Annotated in this window: 14 protein-coding genes and 1 tRNA gene; 5 read left to right on the top strand and 10 right to left on the bottom strand. The window is 47.1% G+C overall.

Annotation, left to right across the window (positions count from 1 at the left end; all coding sequences use genetic code 11):
• Nucleotides 1-990: a tRNA glutamyl-Q(34) synthetase GluQRS gene (gene gluQRS, locus AAX10_RS01520; protein WP_046699655.1), complete on the top strand. Its 990-nt coding sequence runs from the start codon at nt 1-3 to the stop codon at nt 988-990.
• A gap of 46 nt (nt 991-1,036) precedes the next feature.
• Here gluQRS and AAX10_RS01515 read toward each other — a convergent pair whose 3' ends face one another.
• Nucleotides 1,037-2,200: an FtsW/RodA/SpoVE family cell cycle protein gene (locus AAX10_RS01515; protein ID WP_046699654.1), complete on the bottom strand. Its 1,164-nt coding sequence runs from the start codon at nt 2,198-2,200 to the stop codon at nt 1,037-1,039.
• A 181-nt stretch (nt 2,201-2,381) separates the two neighbouring features.
• Nucleotides 2,382-3,782 (bottom strand): UDP-N-acetylmuramoyl-L-alanine--D-glutamate ligase, encoded by a 1,401-nt coding sequence (gene murD / locus AAX10_RS01510; RefSeq protein ID WP_046699653.1) that lies wholly within the window; start codon nt 3,780-3,782, stop codon nt 2,382-2,384.
• 139 nt (nt 3,783-3,921) lie between these two features.
• On the opposite strand from murD, the gene AAX10_RS01505 reads away from it, so the two are divergent.
• Nucleotides 3,922-4,260 carry a P-II family nitrogen regulator gene (locus tag AAX10_RS01505; RefSeq protein WP_046699652.1) on the top strand — a complete coding sequence of 113 codons (339 nt, stop codon included), beginning with the start codon at nt 3,922-3,924 and terminating at the stop codon, nt 4,258-4,260.
• Between the two features lie 53 nt (nt 4,261-4,313).
• Here the strand turns inward: AAX10_RS01505 and AAX10_RS01500 are convergent, their stop codons facing one another.
• The 3 genes from AAX10_RS01500 to AAX10_RS01490 all read right to left on the bottom strand — a co-directional run bounded on the left by AAX10_RS01500 (nt 4,314) and on the right by AAX10_RS01490 (nt 6,012).
• Nucleotides 4,314-4,685, bottom strand: a complete 372-nt coding sequence (locus AAX10_RS01500; RefSeq protein WP_036365809.1) for a DUF2147 domain-containing protein — start codon at nt 4,683-4,685, stop codon at nt 4,314-4,316.
• A gap of 128 nt (nt 4,686-4,813) precedes the next feature.
• Nucleotides 4,814-5,068 (bottom strand): hypothetical protein, encoded by a 255-nt coding sequence (locus AAX10_RS01495; protein ID WP_046699651.1) that lies wholly within the window; start codon nt 5,066-5,068, stop codon nt 4,814-4,816.
• Nucleotides 5,069-5,076: 8 nt separating this feature from the next.
• Nucleotides 5,077-6,012 carry a DNA/RNA non-specific endonuclease gene (locus AAX10_RS01490; RefSeq protein WP_080946970.1) on the bottom strand — a complete coding sequence of 312 codons (936 nt, stop codon included), beginning with the start codon at nt 6,010-6,012 and terminating at the stop codon, nt 5,077-5,079.
• Nucleotides 6,013-6,145: 133 nt separating this feature from the next.
• Between AAX10_RS01490 and mutY the strand changes: the two genes are divergently transcribed.
• Entirely contained in the window at nt 6,146-7,309 is a 1,164-nt protein-coding gene (mutY, locus tag AAX10_RS01485) for an A/G-specific adenine glycosylase (protein WP_226997796.1), read from the top strand.
• 76 nt (nt 7,310-7,385) lie between these two features.
• Here mutY and AAX10_RS01480 read toward each other — a convergent pair whose 3' ends face one another.
• On the bottom strand, nt 7,386-8,327 hold the full coding sequence (locus AAX10_RS01480; RefSeq protein WP_046699650.1) for a polyprenyl synthetase family protein: 942 nt from the start codon (nt 8,325-8,327) through the stop codon (nt 7,386-7,388).
• A 181-nt stretch (nt 8,328-8,508) separates the two neighbouring features.
• Here AAX10_RS01480 and AAX10_RS01475 point away from each other — a divergent pair.
• Nucleotides 8,509-8,584, top strand: a tRNA-Phe gene (locus AAX10_RS01475).
• A gap of 124 nt (nt 8,585-8,708) precedes the next feature.
• On the opposite strand, the gene AAX10_RS01470 is transcribed toward AAX10_RS01475, so the two are convergent.
• Nucleotides 8,709-9,248 (bottom strand): porin family protein, encoded by a 540-nt coding sequence (locus AAX10_RS01470; RefSeq protein WP_046697802.1) that lies wholly within the window; start codon nt 9,246-9,248, stop codon nt 8,709-8,711.
• 517 nt (nt 9,249-9,765) lie between these two features.
• Here AAX10_RS01470 and AAX10_RS01465 point away from each other — a divergent pair.
• Nucleotides 9,766-10,440: a phosphoglycolate phosphatase gene (locus AAX10_RS01465; protein ID WP_046699649.1), complete on the top strand. Its 675-nt coding sequence runs from the start codon at nt 9,766-9,768 to the stop codon at nt 10,438-10,440.
• A gap of 31 nt (nt 10,441-10,471) precedes the next feature.
• Here AAX10_RS01465 and AAX10_RS01460 read toward each other — a convergent pair whose 3' ends face one another.
• From AAX10_RS01460 to rapA, 3 genes are all read right to left on the bottom strand, one after another.
• A complete protein-coding gene (locus AAX10_RS01460; protein WP_046699648.1) occupies nt 10,472-11,971 on the bottom strand; it encodes a YifB family Mg chelatase-like AAA ATPase in 1,500 nt (499 codons plus the stop codon).
• Nucleotides 11,972-12,133: 162 nt separating this feature from the next.
• Complete coding sequence (locus AAX10_RS01455) at nt 12,134-12,487, bottom strand: 5-carboxymethyl-2-hydroxymuconate Delta-isomerase (RefSeq protein ID WP_046699647.1); 354 nt, start codon at nt 12,485-12,487, stop codon at nt 12,134-12,136.
• A gap of 33 nt (nt 12,488-12,520) precedes the next feature.
• Nucleotides 12,521-15,382 carry an RNA polymerase-associated protein RapA gene (gene rapA, locus AAX10_RS01450; RefSeq protein WP_046699646.1) on the bottom strand — a complete coding sequence of 954 codons (2,862 nt, stop codon included), beginning with the start codon at nt 15,380-15,382 and terminating at the stop codon, nt 12,521-12,523.
• Nucleotides 15,383-15,481 lie beyond the last annotated feature (99 nt).

The following is a 15,481-nucleotide window of genomic DNA, read 5'->3' as shown; positions in this document are numbered from 1 at the left end:
GTGTCAGACTCCAAACGCCCCATCATCGGACGGTTCGCACCATCATCGACGGGACACTTACACTTAGGCTCGCTCACGACTGCTGTGGCGAGCTTTTGTCATATTAAGGCGTTGGGCGGGCAGTGGCTATTGCGCATCGAAGATGTTGATTTTGAACGCTGTAAACAAGCATACAGTCACTCAATACTGGACGATCTAACCCGACTGGGCTTGTATTGGGATGGCGAGATTATCTATCAGTCGCACAGACAGCCCATCTATGATGAGTTCATCAACGACCATCTATCAGCCATCAGCTATGCGTGCCAATGTTCAAGAAAGCAGCTTAGTGAATATTTTGGCACACATCCCAATAAGGCAACACCGCCCATTGCCCTAAGCCACACCCTGCAAAACCTAAACCAAACCCAAGATCTTAATGCTCCTCCCATCTATCCGCGCTTATGCCTGCATCAGTCGCATGACGGTCAGCATCCTGACAGTAAGATTCGCCTATGCCTGCCTGACGTGGCGACAGCTTTTTATGATGGTATCCAAGGGGTTATTTGGGATAATCCTGCCAAGAGTCTTGGCGATGTCGTTATCAAACGCCAAAATGGCATGATTAATTACATCCTTGCCTGCACCATTGATGACGGGCTACAGAACATCAGCCACATCATGCGTGGGCTTGACATCATGCCGATGACAGCCGCACAGCTATTCATCAATAAAGCCTGCCAACTGCCGCATGCCGATTATTTTTATCATCTGCCACTACTACACAATAACGACGGTCAAAAGCTATCCAAGCAAAACCTTGCCAAGTCCATCAAAAATGAATGCCCAAGCGAATTGCTTATTCATGCGCTGCGTTTATTAAGACAACCCATCGCTGACGACATGCAGGACGGCACCGTCGATGATATCCTAACATTTGCCATCAAACACTGGGATAACGCACCACTCATGAACCAAAACAGCCTTGGTATCGCATCAGACAGCCAATAAAAAAGCTAACGCTTTGGCTGACTTTTTGCTTTGTAATCTACAAATCTTAGAAATTACGGCTCAACCCCATACGATCGATGCCTTCACTCTCTTTATCGACTTTAAGAATAAAGCCAATCATCATCATGTTCACAAGCAGTGCCGAACCACCAAAACTATAAAACGGTAGCGTCAAGCCCTTCGTTGGTAGAATACCCATGTTCATGCCAGCATTAATAAAAATCTGACCAAAAATTACTGTAGCGAATCCAAACACCATATAGCTTAGACGCAACTGACGGCGCTTCAAAGTGGCATAGCTGATGTGCATAATCGCAGCGACAATGAGCGCTCCTAGCAGCAGTACGAATGACACACCAATAAAGCCCAATTCCTCACCGGTAATCGCTAAGATAAAGTCCGTATGCGCCTCGGGTAGATGCGATAACTTCTGAACACTGTCGCCATAACCCACACCGCTAAATTCACCTCGACCAAAGGCAATCAAACTTCTAGACAACTGATAATCAGTATCCTGAATGTCATCAAACGGATCCCAAAAAGACATCAATCGCTCACGTCGATAGTCTGCAAAAGCCATTCCAGCAGCCATCGTTACACCAATAACTGTCGTGATAAACGCATAATCCCTTAATGGAGCACCACTAATAAAGGCAATTGCCAATAATGTCGCCACAATCACCGCTGTCGAACCAAAGTCTGGCTGCAGAACCAATAAAGTCACAATGGGTAAATACCACAAAAGAAGTCGCCAGCCACCCCATAGGCTGCCTCGCATGTCCGCCGAGCGCCGAACCACGTATTCAGCCGCCACCATGACCATCACCATCTTGGCAAGTTCTGCCGACTGCAGACTAAAGCCGGCAATGTTCAGCCAGCGCTTAGAGCCGTTGATCGGCACCGCAAATATTGCCGTCAATATCAGGAGCGCCACCACCCCAAGCCAAAGCGCCAAAACATTGCTAAACTTACAATAAATCCGCAAAGGCAGATTATACACCACATAAGCCGCCGCCACACCAAGACCGATATACAAAAGCTGCGACCAAAAGAATCGCATCGGATACAGATCTTTGGCAAGCGCAAAAGGAATGGAAGCTGAAGCAATCATCAACAAGGACAGCGTTAATAACAATCCTAGGCTGACCAGTAGCGTCGTGCGCGCTGATGGTAGGTTGAGTGACAGTAGTTTTTGGACATATTGGGGCATGGCGGCTACTTTGTGATTTTAGATCTAAAAATTAAACGTATTATTATAAACCACTTTTTGATGAATCAAAGAAAATTTCATCAAATTTATGAATTGTTACAAAAGTTCTAAAATTACAAGCTGCAAGTCATGAAAAATAAAAAAAAGCCACCCCAAAGGATGGCTGTACCGGCAACACTGGTTATGCCAAAGCCTTAACCATCGAGACGAACTTATCACCGCGGTCGCCATAGCTTTTGAATTGGTCAAAACTTGCACAAGCTGGAGATAACAGCACTGCCTTGGCCGAGCTTTGGCTTGCTAGATCCACCGCTGCCTGCAATGTACCAAGTTGCTGAATGCGCTTAGATAAGCCTGAAGTCGCTGACAGATCCTTTTCGATCACGCCTGCATCTGCGCCGATCAGGTAGACCGAATGCGCGTATTTGTCAATATCTGCGCCAAGCTCACTAAAGTCCTGACCCTTACCCAGACCACCCAAGATAATCGCTAATGAACGCTCGCCATAGACCGCACCCAAGCCATCAATGGCGGCCAGCGTTGAACCGATGTTAGTGCCTTTTGAATCATTAAAATAAGCTCGACCTGCCACCTCATCGACATACTCGCAGCGATGAGGCAGTCCTTTGAATGCCTTCAATGCTGCGATCATGCTTGGCATATCAAGACCTACCGCTTGACCTAGTGCCAGTGCTGACAGCGCATTTAGCAGGTTATGCTTACCTTTGATGAATAGCTCATCAGCAGACAGCAAACGTTCGCCTCGGCAGCACAGATAAATCCGCCCTTCTGATTTCACCAAACAAAAATCAGCATGACAGTCACAATCGATAACGCCGCTCGTGGTAATCACAGCTGCCTCAGATATGCCATGATCGCTCAATACTTGCTGGCAAGACGCCTGTAATTGTGTATCGTCTAGGCAGATGACCGCCGCGCGAGCATCGTCAAAAATTCGCAATTTCTGAGTCAAATAACCCGTCATGTCGCCGTGACGATCTAAGTGATCTGGAGAGATGTTTAAGATGGTTGCCACAGATGCACCCAGATGGCTGACGTGCTCTAGCTGGAAACTAGACAGCTCAAGCACCGCCAGATCCATGCCGTCAATGGCAAGCAAGTCAAGTGCCGGTGTGCCGATATTACCGCCTATGCCAACGACTTTACCGGTCTGTTTGGCCATCTCGCCGACTAGGGTGGTTACTGTTGATTTGGCGTTCGAGCCTGTGATGGCAACGATTGGCGTATGCTTGCCCGTACGTTCATCACGCGCATGTAATGCATCGCAGAACAGTTGAATGTCGCTTAGCACAGGAATGTCTGCGGATTTTGCCGATTGGATGGCAGAATGGCGAGGATCGACCCCTGGGCTAATGATGATGCGATTTGCAGATAGCAACAACGTCTCATCGATGCCACCGAATGCTGTCTGGACGTCTTCAGGCAGCTTTGGAGCGAGGCTTGGGGCGGGCTGCTCATCCGTCACCGCCACACGTCGCCCCTCGGCACACAAAAAGTTCACGGCGGACAAACCTGAACCGCCAAGCCCGATAATCACATCTAAAGAATTCGCTTGTTGCATCACAACGTCTCTATTTGATAGTCCAAATTATCCCTTATTGTAGCAGAAATTGGCGCGATGAACATTGGATTTTTATGAAATTTAGCGTTATAATTCACCCATCATTTACTAACACAGCATTGACCGTCAAGGATTTATCATGAAATTAATTTCGGCAATCATCAAGCCCTTTAAGTTAGACGAAGTCCGCGAAACTCTCTCTGAGATTGGTGTTAATGGCATCACCATCACTGAAGTTAAAGGCTTTGGTCGCCAAAAAGGCCATACGGAAATGTATCGTGGCGCAGAATATGTGGTTGATTTTTTGCCAAAGATTAAAATTGAAATCGCCTGCACTAATGATATGGTCGATTCGGTCATTGAAGCCATCATTAAGGCTGCCAATACCGGTAAAATTGGCGATGGCAAAATCTTCGTAACACCGCTTGAGAATGTCGTACGCATCCGCACCGGCGAACTTGACGAGAATGCACTATAAATAAACAAAAAAAACGCACTTGAGTTAAGTGCGTTTTTTATGGGCGAAAGCTATTATTTGCGCGTTAGGACTTGAGAGCCTTTTAGTGTTTTTAGAGTTAGCTTGTTGCCATTTAGAGTGATGTCCGCATTAACAGCAGGAATTATGCCCCAACGTGGGTCTTTGGCTTTGCCTTTGTATTTGCCACTGCCAAGGTTTTCGGCATTTAGGATGACAGTTTTGCCAACGTATTGTTTGGCTTTTTCAGTTTGACCTGAGATGACCACGCCTGAAAACTTACCGCCCGATTCGGTGATTTTTACGACGGCTTTTGGTTGACCGCTCTCACTCATTTGCCAATTACCAACGATAGGATCAGCGGCAAAAGCCATACTCGCTAAGGTCAGACCTGCGGTCGCTGCGATGAATTTAGTCATTAGTCTCATAAGAATTCTCCTTTAAAACACCGTAAAGTACAAGTGTAAATCCATTATAACCAAGCCAAAAATCAAAAGCAAACACTAAATCTGTAGGCGATTGGCGTTTTTGTTGGTTTTTTATAACTGTTATGCCATCAGCTCATGAAAGGATTATCTACTTTCTCGGTGGATTGAGCGGTCAGATTAGAATTTAAGCTGTCGTCACGATCAAAATCCTTGGTCGACTGAGCAAGCTTACCAAAAAAATCCGCAAGCAACTGAGCCTGCTTGCGCCCTGCCTCATTAGGAGCGATGTTTAGATCGCCATAGATGGTGATTTGTCCAACGTGGTTCTCGATGGTCAGACCGCCCACGCTTAGCACCTCATGATTATTATTAAAAATATCCATCAATCCTCCTAAGCTTGGTTGATGCTGCTAATAAAATATTTAAAAATCTCAAGTCCAAGCAGCAGCCAGCCACTGCCAGTCGTCAGATCAATCTTATCCATATCAATGCCGGTTGGTGCGATCTCGCCTTTTTCTTTAGGGCGTGGCAGATCATAGGCGTAGTCCTGCACAGGGATCGGCAACGCAGGAAACACATTCATACCGGTACGCCGTGTCAGCTCGCTTAAGCTGATGACTTCATAGCTTGGACTTTCGGCATTGGGAGAATAATACACCGCAGCCTGATTCAGACTTGGCAAATAAACCGCCTTAAAAAAATGACTCGGCACCAGCACGCGTCCGCCGATACGCTCAACTTTATTGGTGGCAAAAACCACGCCCGTCACCACATACACGTCGCCATATTTGGTGGTTAGGTTGCGCGTGATGGTCTCGATGTGCCGCCACACATTGCGGTTGTGCTTGCCATTTTGCGGCGCGATGTTAGCCAAGCTAAAACTCTCGTACTGTGTATTGGCATTTGCCATATCGCCATTAGGTGACAGATGCCCACGATCGAACCCAGAGCGACTATAATCAGAAAGCTCGGCACGTCTGCCATGCGGCAAACGGCTCTCACTGCGAAAACTGTCCGTCCGCGCCAAGGTTCTGGCATTTTGAATACGCTCTCTGGTCAAGCGTTCTGCCGACCAAAGCGGCGTACGCGACACGCCAGAATGCAGCACCGCAAAACCTTCAAAGCACAGCGCATCCAACTCCCTATTCAAGTTCTGACCACGTGTGCCGGTCAGCATGGGTGCCTGACCATCATAAAAATGCCCACGACACTCGCCAAAAACATCATTAAAGCCCTGCAAAAACCCACTCGCCTGCACACTTGCCACATTCGCCAGCGCATGACTTGACAACAACAAAAATACAATCACAAAAAATACATGTCTCATGCCTGATATTATACCAAAGTTCACACCTAAACATGGGACTTATCTGATTGAAATTTCAAAAATTTTCCATTCACCTGATGAAAATTGGCGCACCATCCCCATGAAGGTTTTTTTTGATAAAAAAGGTCATCTCATGAACCACGCTACTTTTGCCCCACGCCTGCTTACTTGGTTTGCCACGCACGGTCGTCATGACTTGCCTTGGCAATATCATCATGCCGACACGTCTGACATTTATGCCGTTTGGCTGTCTGAAATCATGCTTCAACAAACCCAAGTCGCCACTGTTTTGGGTTATTTTGGGCGGTTTATGAATACATTTCCCACCGTACAAGATTTGGCAAATGCCGACTGGGACGATGTGGCAAACCTATGGGCAGGGCTTGGCTACTATGCTCGGGCAAGAAATCTACACGCAGGGGCAAAGCAAGTGGCGGACTATATCACCACGCATGGGCATTTTCCAAAGACGGTGGACGAATGGCAAAACGTGCGTGGCGTGGGACGCTCCACCGCAGGAGCGATAGTGGCGATGGGCGTGCGTGGGCGTGGCGTGATATGCGACGGCAACGTCAAACGGGTGCTGACACGCTGGGCAGGCATAGACGGCGACATCACCAAATCCGCCACCGACAAGGTACTGTGGGAGCTTGCCGATAAACTCACGCCCAAAGATGATAGCGGTAAGTTCGCCCAAGCAATGATGGATTTGGGGGCGACCGTCTGCACTCGCACACGCCCCGCTTGCGTCTCTTGCCCGCTATCGGACGACTGCACCGCCCATAAGGACGGCAATCCCATCGCCTATCCTGTCAAAGCCAAAAAGGCGGACAAACCCCACCGCCATTCGCTCGTGTTTGCTCTGATATATGATGATAAACTGTTATGGATAAAACGCCAAAGCGACACAGGGACAGGCATTTGGGACGGACTGTATGCCTTGCCCATGCTGATGATAAATGACAAACAAGACGATGCACTCCATGATTTACATCATGCCAAAACCATGCACGATAAATACACCCACGCCCAACGCCTAAGCCTTGCTGAGCGTCAAATTTTGGATAATTTGCCAAACATTGCCATCAATCATCTCAAAACCATCAGACACACACTTACGCATTTTCATTGGCATTTGTCATTGGTTTATATAAATATTGATAAAACACTTTATAACAACATCAACCACGCCCTAACCGCCATTCATGCCGATTTCGTTTGGCAAAAAGGATGTGATGGGCTGGGCGTACCAAAGGCGATGGGGAAATTGGTGGGGGTAAATTCTAATCAGTTATAATCAGTTATAATCAGTTATCAATTTTTAAATCACAAAACTGACGATTTTATATTTTCCAAACATCAAAATCCTGTTTTTAATGATCTCTTTTTTGTAGCCAATCCACCATTTGCAAAAGTAGATTGTCATCGCCCAAATCTGCCACTTGCTCTCTTGCCTTATCAAAGAGCTCGTCGGCATAGGCACGAGCATTGTCCACGCCAAGCAGTTTGACGTAGGTGGATTTGTCCAGTTTTTCATCACTGCCTGCCATTTTGCCCAGCGTTTGGGTATCTGCCACCACATCCAGCACATCGTCCTGCACTTGATAGGCAAGCCCGATAAGCCGTGCATACTCGCCAAGACTTGCCATGCGTTCATCAGACGTACCGCCACACACCGCCCCCATAAGAACACTCGCCACGATTAACGCCCCTGTTTTGTCCTTGTGAATGGCTTCTAGCTCGTTTTGGTTAAGCTGTTTTTGTTCACCATTTAAATCCGCCTGCTGCCCTGCCACCATTCGTCTGGCATTGGATGCTAGAATTTTGGTGAGTTTGGCGAATTTAACATCATCCGTATCACCCCAATAATCGCCGCCCAGCACATCAAAGGCAAGCGACTGTAGCACATCCCCTACCAGCATCGCGGTAGCCTCACCATAGACCACATGGCAGGTCGGTTTGCCACGGCGCAGGTCATCATCATCCATGCACGGCAGGTCATCATGAACCAAAGAATAGCTGTGAATCATCTCAATGGCAAGCATGGCACGGCGCACCATATTAAAATCCGCCCCACCTGCCAAATCCAACCCTTCTTCGCATACTGTCAAAAAAGTCGCCAATACAAGCAGCGGACGCACTCGCTTGCCACCGTTTGATAAGGCATAAACAGACGCCCCTCCCAACGGATTTGGCAATCGTACCTGTTCAAAGACCAGCTTAAAATCTGCCGCTAAGCAATCCAAAACAAAATCACGCGCACTCGCCAACCTATTTGCATCTAATTTATTAAAATTCACGCTCAACTGATTCATCTTATGTCTCATGCCACTCAAAACACCCTATCATACCCAAAAAAAATCGTAAAATCAGTACTTTTGCCCCAGAATGGAAAAATTTTTAAAAATTTTGCAAATTTGTGCAAAAAGTGCTTGCAAAGTTCTATAAATCATATATAATACGCACCACTTAGCCAATAAAGCTAATCAAAATTTTGGCGCGGTAGCTCAGTCGGTAGAGCAACGGATTGAAAATCCGTGTGTCGGCAGTTCGATCCTGCCCCACGCCACCATATTTAAGAACACTCAACTTCGGTTGAGTGTTTTTTTTATCTGCCGCGATTTCATTTTAAACAAAAAAACAACCGCCCAAATGGACGGCTATTCTATGTGTTATTCTACTAATTTTAAGTTAGATTAGAATTTTAGGTGTGCACCCACGCCCCACATGGTAGCGTCGCTGTTTAGGTAGTTATAACCAGCTTCAAGACCTACGTTTGGTGTTGCATTAAAGCCAACAGCTGCACCGCCCGCTAGACTGATTTTATCTGATTCGATGATAGAGTTACCATCAACGCGGCGGTCTTCTACTTCAGTCTTTGCAATACCTAATTTACCTTTTACATAAACTGGAGTGTTGTTGAAGTTATGACGATAAGTACCGTATGCACCATAAGTTTTGGCATCAAACTTACGGTCTACGCCATTAGTTGTGTAGCTCTTATCTTCAGAACCCATGTACTCTACTTCAGCACCGAAGTTTTGGTCAAAGTTATAACCCGCGTACACGCCATAGGCAGTTGCATTTTTTGCTTTGTCGGCGTCGATTTGACCAACTTTAACACCTATGTATGGCTGACCAGCTGCTGCCGAACCATAAGTGATGGCAGCGTTTGCGCTCATTGCTAGTACTGATGATGCGCCTAGAGCTAGGATTGCTTTGTTTAGAGTTTTCATATACTTCTCCTAAAATGCGGTTAAGCACCGCTTGCTTTGTCGTTTGTTTAATGACCCAAAGAGTTTTTTTGCTTTGCTCTTTGTGTTGAGGTCATAGTAACAAAATATTTCTTAATAACTGTGCGTGTTTGTGGAGTGAAATGTAAAGTTTTGCAAAAATCTGCCCACCTCTAAAAACATTCGGCTAATTTTTGCAATTTTTTGTTGGTATTTTCAAAAACTGCGCTGTTTTTTATCCAAAAAATCAAATTTGGCAACATTTTGCACCATCAAATCAGAGAGATTTTTTAAAGATTCTTTGAAAATCTTAAAAAAAATGCTGATTCTTTCGATAATTTTTTAAATTTGCAATGAAAACAGCCAAAAATATTTTATCTTAACAGCGATTTAAGGTAATATTTTGGCATAAAATCATAATTTGTTACAGTTTCTAGAAAATTATCCTAAAATCTCGGGGCTGTGTTACAATCTTTTTTAGAAAATTTTTGCTCAATTTAAATGAAAATAAGGAAAATTCATGCAAAATTCAGACGCATTAGCCAAATCACTGATTATTTTTGATTTAGACGGTACACTCATCGATAGCGTACCAGACTTGGCAGCCGCGATTGATAAGACTTTGGCGCACTTTAGCAAGCCGCCTGCAGGAGTCGATCATGTACGTACTTGGATTGGCAATGGCTCTATGAAGCTCGTGGCGCGTGCGATCGAGTGGGCGGGGTTAGATAATGATAAGTTAAATGATGCGCATGAAGTATTTTTAAGGGAGTATGCCGATTGTCACGATGGTACGGTCGCCTATAATGGCGTGAGTGAAGGGCTGGAGCGATTAATTAGCTGCGGGTTTGAGATTGCCATCTGTACGAATAAGCCAAGTCAATTCCTACCTAAGATACTACAAAAGATGGGGTGGGAAGATAAATTCAGCTGCGTCATTGGTGGCGACAGCCTACCTGTCAAAAAACCAGACCCTGTGCCACTACTGCACATCTGCGAGAAATTAGGCGTTAATCCATCACAGGCAATCATGGTTGGCGACTCAAAGAACGACATCCTAGCGGGCAAGAGTGCAGGCATGACCACCCTTGCCCTAAGCTATGGTTATAATTATGGCGAACCAATCACCAATCACCATCCTGATGCGGTGTTTGATGAGTTTGGAGATTTGGTCGCGTTTATTATCAAAGATTGAGCTCTGAATCCTATCGTTGATGCACTTGCTATTAGCGATAGCTTAGCGCTTCTGCTAGGTGCGATGTTCCTACCCGCTCTGCACCTGACAGATCAGCGATGGTACGTGCTACTCTTAGCATTCGGTGATAGCTACGTGCCGATAGGTTGAGGCGCGACTGAGCAGTGGTAAGCAGTTGCTTCTGTGTCGCACCTAGCGGGATATGTATATCAATCTCGCTAGGGCTTAGCTCGTTATTAGCCTTACCTTGACGCCTTAGCGCAAAATTACGCGCCCCGATCACACGCTCACGCACGACATCCGATGATTCGCCTTGTGGTGCGTTCTGCAAGTCTTCTAGTGGCATGGCAGGGACATGGATATGTAAGTCAATGCGATCAAGCAATGGTCCTGATATCTTATCTTGATAACGACGTACTTGGTCAGGCTTACAGCGGCAACGATTGGATGGGTCGCCATGATATCCACATGGACAGGGGTTCATCGCAGCAATCAATTGGAACTCTGCTGGATAGGTCACTTGTGCATTGGCACGGCTGATGGCGATTTCCTTTGACTCGATCGGCTGACGCATGACCTCCAATGTCTTACGGTCGAACTCGGGTAATTCATCTAAGAAGAGAACGCCTTTATGGGCAAGGCTAATCTCACCAGGTTTTGGGCGTGAACCCCCTCCAGACAAGGCTACCGCACTCATTGTGTGATGACATTGTCTATACGGACGCACACCAAATTCATAAGCTACGCCCGCCACCGAATAGATACTTGCCACCTCTAAGGCCTCATCGTCGGTCAATGGCGGCAAGATGCTCGGCAGACGGCTTGCCATCAACGTCTTGCCTGAGCCCGGAGATCCCTTGAATAACATCGAATGCCCGCCCGCCGCAGCGATCTCAAGCGCGCGCCTTGCGTGATACTGTCCTTTCACATCGGACAAATCAAGCTTATAGCTTGCCTGTGCTGTCGTGGATACTGATTCGCTAAGCGCAATTAAATCCGCTTGATTATTGCTAACACCGCTTACCACATCTAAATGGCGACATACCGCAGCCAAGCTGTCCGCACCGATGACTTTCACCCCTGCCACACGCGCCGCTTCTGCTGCATTCTCTTTGGGTAAGATAAGCGTTCGCCCTGTCACCTTGACAGCGCGAGCAACTGACAACGCGCCTGAGACGGGACGCAGATCGCCATTTAACGCCAGTTCGCCGACGAATTCAAACCCATCAAGCGCACTTTCGTCTACTTGGCCGCTCGCTGCCAAGATACCCATCGCTATCGGCAAATCCAACCGCGAACCGTCTTTTGGTAGATCGGCAGGCGCAAGGTTAATGGTTAGACGGCGACTGGGAAAGTCATAATCACTGTTAATGAGCGCTGAGCGGACGCGATCTTTACTCTCTCGCACTGCCGCCTCGGGCAAGCCAACGATGGTCAAAGACGGCATGCCTTGTGATAAATGCACCTCCACCAACACCGATGGCGCGTGCAAGCCAACCACAGAGCGAGTAAAAATCTTGGCAAATGACATGGAAATCCTTTTTAGTTTTTAATCATTTTGGATAGTGACATAGAGTGCGTGATGTCTTTATAACACAGATTAAAAGTGATGCGCCATTTTAAATTTAACCGAACTTATCTTTGACATCGTAATAAAAACAAGAACCGACAAATATCGGTTCTTGAGCATCGATCAGACCAGCGCCTTTTGATAGACGTAAGACAGCTCAGTCAGGTTCACGGCATATTGAACGCCCGTTAGCTTAGGGCTGACCACTTGCTGTAGCACGTTCATCACCACTGAGACCAAATCCGACTTAATCTCATCGGTGCGCCCTTGCATGATGGCAAGATGCGCAATCACGAAATGCTCGCCATCTTCTGCACCAAGTCCAATCAAGCTGGCATCGCTGCGATGAACGCGCCCCTTGATGTCTCGACTTTCTTTGAATTGGCCTGTGGCGAATAAGGCATGATTCAGCTTAGACAGAAGCTCAGCCTCATCAATATTAACACCTTGACTAAGCTCTACGGTGATGTGCGGCATGATTTTTCCTTATAAATATTCAAAATGCTTAAGTTAATTTGGCTTGACGCAGACCAGCACGCGAATGCTGTCAGGAACGAGCGATAAGTTGCCTAATGCCAAAATACCTTGGTCAAGCATCTTCTGTAGCGCTAAGATCTCATCATCTCTTACGTTCGGATTGATGGCCTGTAGGCGTTTTAGGCGGCTGATTTCTTTATTAAGATAATCACTAAACTGTGTCACCGCCTGCGCGCTGATGTCAGACAGCTGAGCCTGTGCGATGTCTTTGGCTTTATTGGCTTGCGCCTCGATAAGTGCTGCACGCGCCTTGACCACCTGTCTGGCTCGAGCTTTATCAAGTCGCTCAATGATCGGCATGATCTTATCACTGGTGGCGACCTTAGTCAGATCATCGCCACGCTCGGTTAGGAACACTCTTAATACCTGCTGCGGCAGATAAGCAGCCAAATTCAAATGCTTGGGTGCGATCGCCTCCACGCGAAAATGACTCTCTACCAAAATCATACCCTGAGGCATGGCGGATGACTTTAACATGGCAACTTGCGTATTGCCAAAAGTGCCAGACGTCACCATCTCAAGAATGCTGGTGATGAGCGGATGCTCATAAGTCATGTAATCCATGTCTTCACGAGCCAACGCCTGAGCGCGATCGAAGGTTAATGTCATGCCATCTTCATCAAAAGGCAAAGATTCAATGCCCTCGATGTCCACCTCTTGCGCATCAATAGGGTGCACCACCCAAGAATAATCACGCTGAACATCATAATCAATGCTCACCGCCTCAAAGTAGCGATCAAGGAACATCGGCAGAATCTTACCATCATCAAGCTCACTCATGGCTTGAGCGATACGACTGGCGACATTCGGACGGCAGGAATTATATTCAAGCAGCCTATCTCGTCCTGCCTGCAGCTCTTCTTCTAGTTCGGCGCGCAGCAGCGACCCTTGGGCGATAAGATTCACCAAAGCCTCTCGATTCTCTTCGCTGTTCTCACCTTCTAGTAGTGGTTTTAGGTCAGCGATGAAATGCTCTTGGACATTCTGCGCGGTTGGGCTGATTTGATTAAAGATATTCAGCGCACCATCATACCAATTATACAGACGTTCTTGGGCAGTCCCCACCACGAATGGCACGTGCAACTGAATCTTGGCAATCTGCCCAATGCGATCAAGGCGACCGATGCGCTGCTCCAACGTATCGGGGTTGGCAGGCAGATCGAATAGCACCAAATCCTGAGCGAACTGGAAATTACGCCCCTCTGAGCCAATCTCAGAACACAGCAGAATCTGCGCGCCATCAATATCAGCAAAGTACGCCGCCGCCTGATCTCGCTCAAGCAGACTCATTTGCTCGGTAAAGATAGCCGTGCGAATCCCAGCATGCAATCTTAACACCGCCTCAAGGCTCTCAATAGTCGCGCCACTTCTGGCGATGAGCAGCACTTTTTTGTGCTTTAAGGGTTCTTTTAATAGGTTGATGAGCCAATTAACCCTAGGGTCGGTCTCAAGCCAAGAACCATCGGGATAATTCTCCTCACCCCACAGCTGTTCGCGTAGCTTACCATGCATATAATGCGTGCCTTGCCATGCGCTCGGCAGCGGCAGCGGATAAGGGATGCTGGTACGCCCATAGAATCCATCCACGCTGTCACGCGTATTACGAAACAGCACACGACCCGTACCATGTCGATCTAGCAGCTCATTAATAACGTGGGTGCGAAGTTTGTCATTATCATTAATATCTACGATCTGATCCACGCCAAAGCCAAGCAATCCTGCCACGGCATTGATTTGCTTATCAGATAATGCCTTGCCCTCGATGAGCAAAGTCGCTACCATCGCCACATTCCCAAAGGCCTCTTGAGCTACAATAAAATCATCCAAATCATCAAAACGATGTGGATCAAGCAGTCTTAGACGTGCAAAATGACTCTCCACGCCAAGCTGTTCTGGCGTTGCAGTCAGTAATAACACACCTTGGGTATGCGCTGCAAAATCTGCCACCAGTTCGTATTTATCATTGCCGCCTTGTTCTTCATCCCATTGTAGATGATGCGCCTCATCCACCACGAGCAGGTCAAAGCCCGCCGTGAATGCCTGCTCATATAGGTCATGATGGTCAAGCAGCAAGTCAATGCCTGCGATGATGTATTGCTCGGTTGCAAAGACATTTTGGTCAGGGTTGTGCTCTTTGATGGATGCCGTACGCACCAAATCAAAAATCGCAAAATCCAAATTAAATCGACGTCTTAATTCGATCATCCATTGATATTGCAGGCTGTCCGGCACCAAGATCAGCACGCGATTCGCCTTACCAGTGATGATCTGCTGGTGAATAATCAGCCCCGCCTCGATGGTCTTACCAAGCCCCACTTCATCCGCCAAAAGAACACGTGGCGCAAGGCGTTTGCCTACTTCATGAGCGATATACAACTGATGGCGAATAATATCCACTCTCGGTCCGATCAGACCGCGCAAGGGATGGCGAAACAGCATGGCTTGTAGCTTTAGAGCGTCTTGTCGCAGATCATAGCGTTCATTATTCTCGATGCGCCCCGCCAATAGACGCTCTAATGGCTTGGCAAGTGTGATATTCGCCGCCAGACGCGTCTCCATGAGTGACTTGCCACACGTCAGATGATAGCGCATCACGCCCGACACCTCTTCGCAGCGCGCCACGATATGCCGATTGCCATCTTGGTCACTTACCGTATCCCCGACGCAGAACACCACACGAGATAGCATGGCAGATGCTTTGGCATACACTCGCGTCTCCTCAGACTGCGGGAACAACACCGAGACACAGCGATCATCCATACCAATGACAACTCCAAGCCCAAGATTACTTTCAGAATCGGACAAATAACGCTGACCAATGGCAAATTGACTCATAAAACACTCTTAATTTATCCAAAGATGGATTTAATACTTTTAATAAAAACCTATTATTCTACTAAAAAAACTTAATTTTCGCACCCTCTTTTTGATGGT

Source organism: Moraxella bovoculi (assembly GCF_000988745.2).
Classification (GTDB): Bacteria; Pseudomonadota; Gammaproteobacteria; order Pseudomonadales; family Moraxellaceae; genus Moraxella; species Moraxella bovoculi.
The sequence above is the reverse complement of the archived record's forward strand: the minus strand, read 5'-3'. Positions and strand labels throughout refer to the sequence as shown.

Bases quoted from the DNA above. Each gene is read 5' to 3' on its own strand.
- AAX10_RS01515 (WP_046699654.1), bottom strand. From the start codon at position 2,200: ATGCCCCAATATGTCCAAAAACTACTGTCACTCAACCTACCATCAGCG.
- murD (WP_046699653.1), bottom strand. From the start codon at position 3,782: ATGCAACAAGCGAATTCTTTAGATGTGATTATCGGGCTTGGCGGTTCA.
- AAX10_RS01505 (WP_046699652.1), top strand. From the start codon at position 3,922: ATGAAATTAATTTCGGCAATCATCAAGCCCTTTAAGTTAGACGAAGTC.
- AAX10_RS01500 (WP_036365809.1), bottom strand. From the start codon at position 4,685: ATGAGACTAATGACTAAATTCATCGCAGCGACCGCAGGTCTGACCTTA.
- AAX10_RS01495 (WP_046699651.1), bottom strand. From the start codon at position 5,068: ATGGATATTTTTAATAATAATCATGAGGTGCTAAGCGTGGGCGGTCTG.
- AAX10_RS01490 (WP_080946970.1), bottom strand. From the start codon at position 6,012: ATGAGACATGTATTTTTTGTGATTGTATTTTTGTTGTTGTCAAGTCAT.
- mutY (WP_226997796.1), top strand. From the start codon at position 6,146: ATGAACCACGCTACTTTTGCCCCACGCCTGCTTACTTGGTTTGCCACG.
- AAX10_RS01480 (WP_046699650.1), bottom strand. From the start codon at position 8,327: ATGAATCAGTTGAGCGTGAATTTTAATAAATTAGATGCAAATAGGTTG.
- AAX10_RS01470 (WP_046697802.1), bottom strand. From the start codon at position 9,248: ATGAAAACTCTAAACAAAGCAATCCTAGCTCTAGGCGCATCATCAGTA.
- AAX10_RS01465 (WP_046699649.1), top strand. From the start codon at position 9,766: ATGCAAAATTCAGACGCATTAGCCAAATCACTGATTATTTTTGATTTA.
- AAX10_RS01460 (WP_046699648.1), bottom strand. From the start codon at position 11,971: ATGTCATTTGCCAAGATTTTTACTCGCTCTGTGGTTGGCTTGCACGCG.
- AAX10_RS01455 (WP_046699647.1), bottom strand. From the start codon at position 12,487: ATGCCGCACATCACCGTAGAGCTTAGTCAAGGTGTTAATATTGATGAG.
- rapA (WP_046699646.1), bottom strand. From the start codon at position 15,382: ATGAGTCAATTTGCCATTGGTCAGCGTTATTTGTCCGATTCTGAAAGT.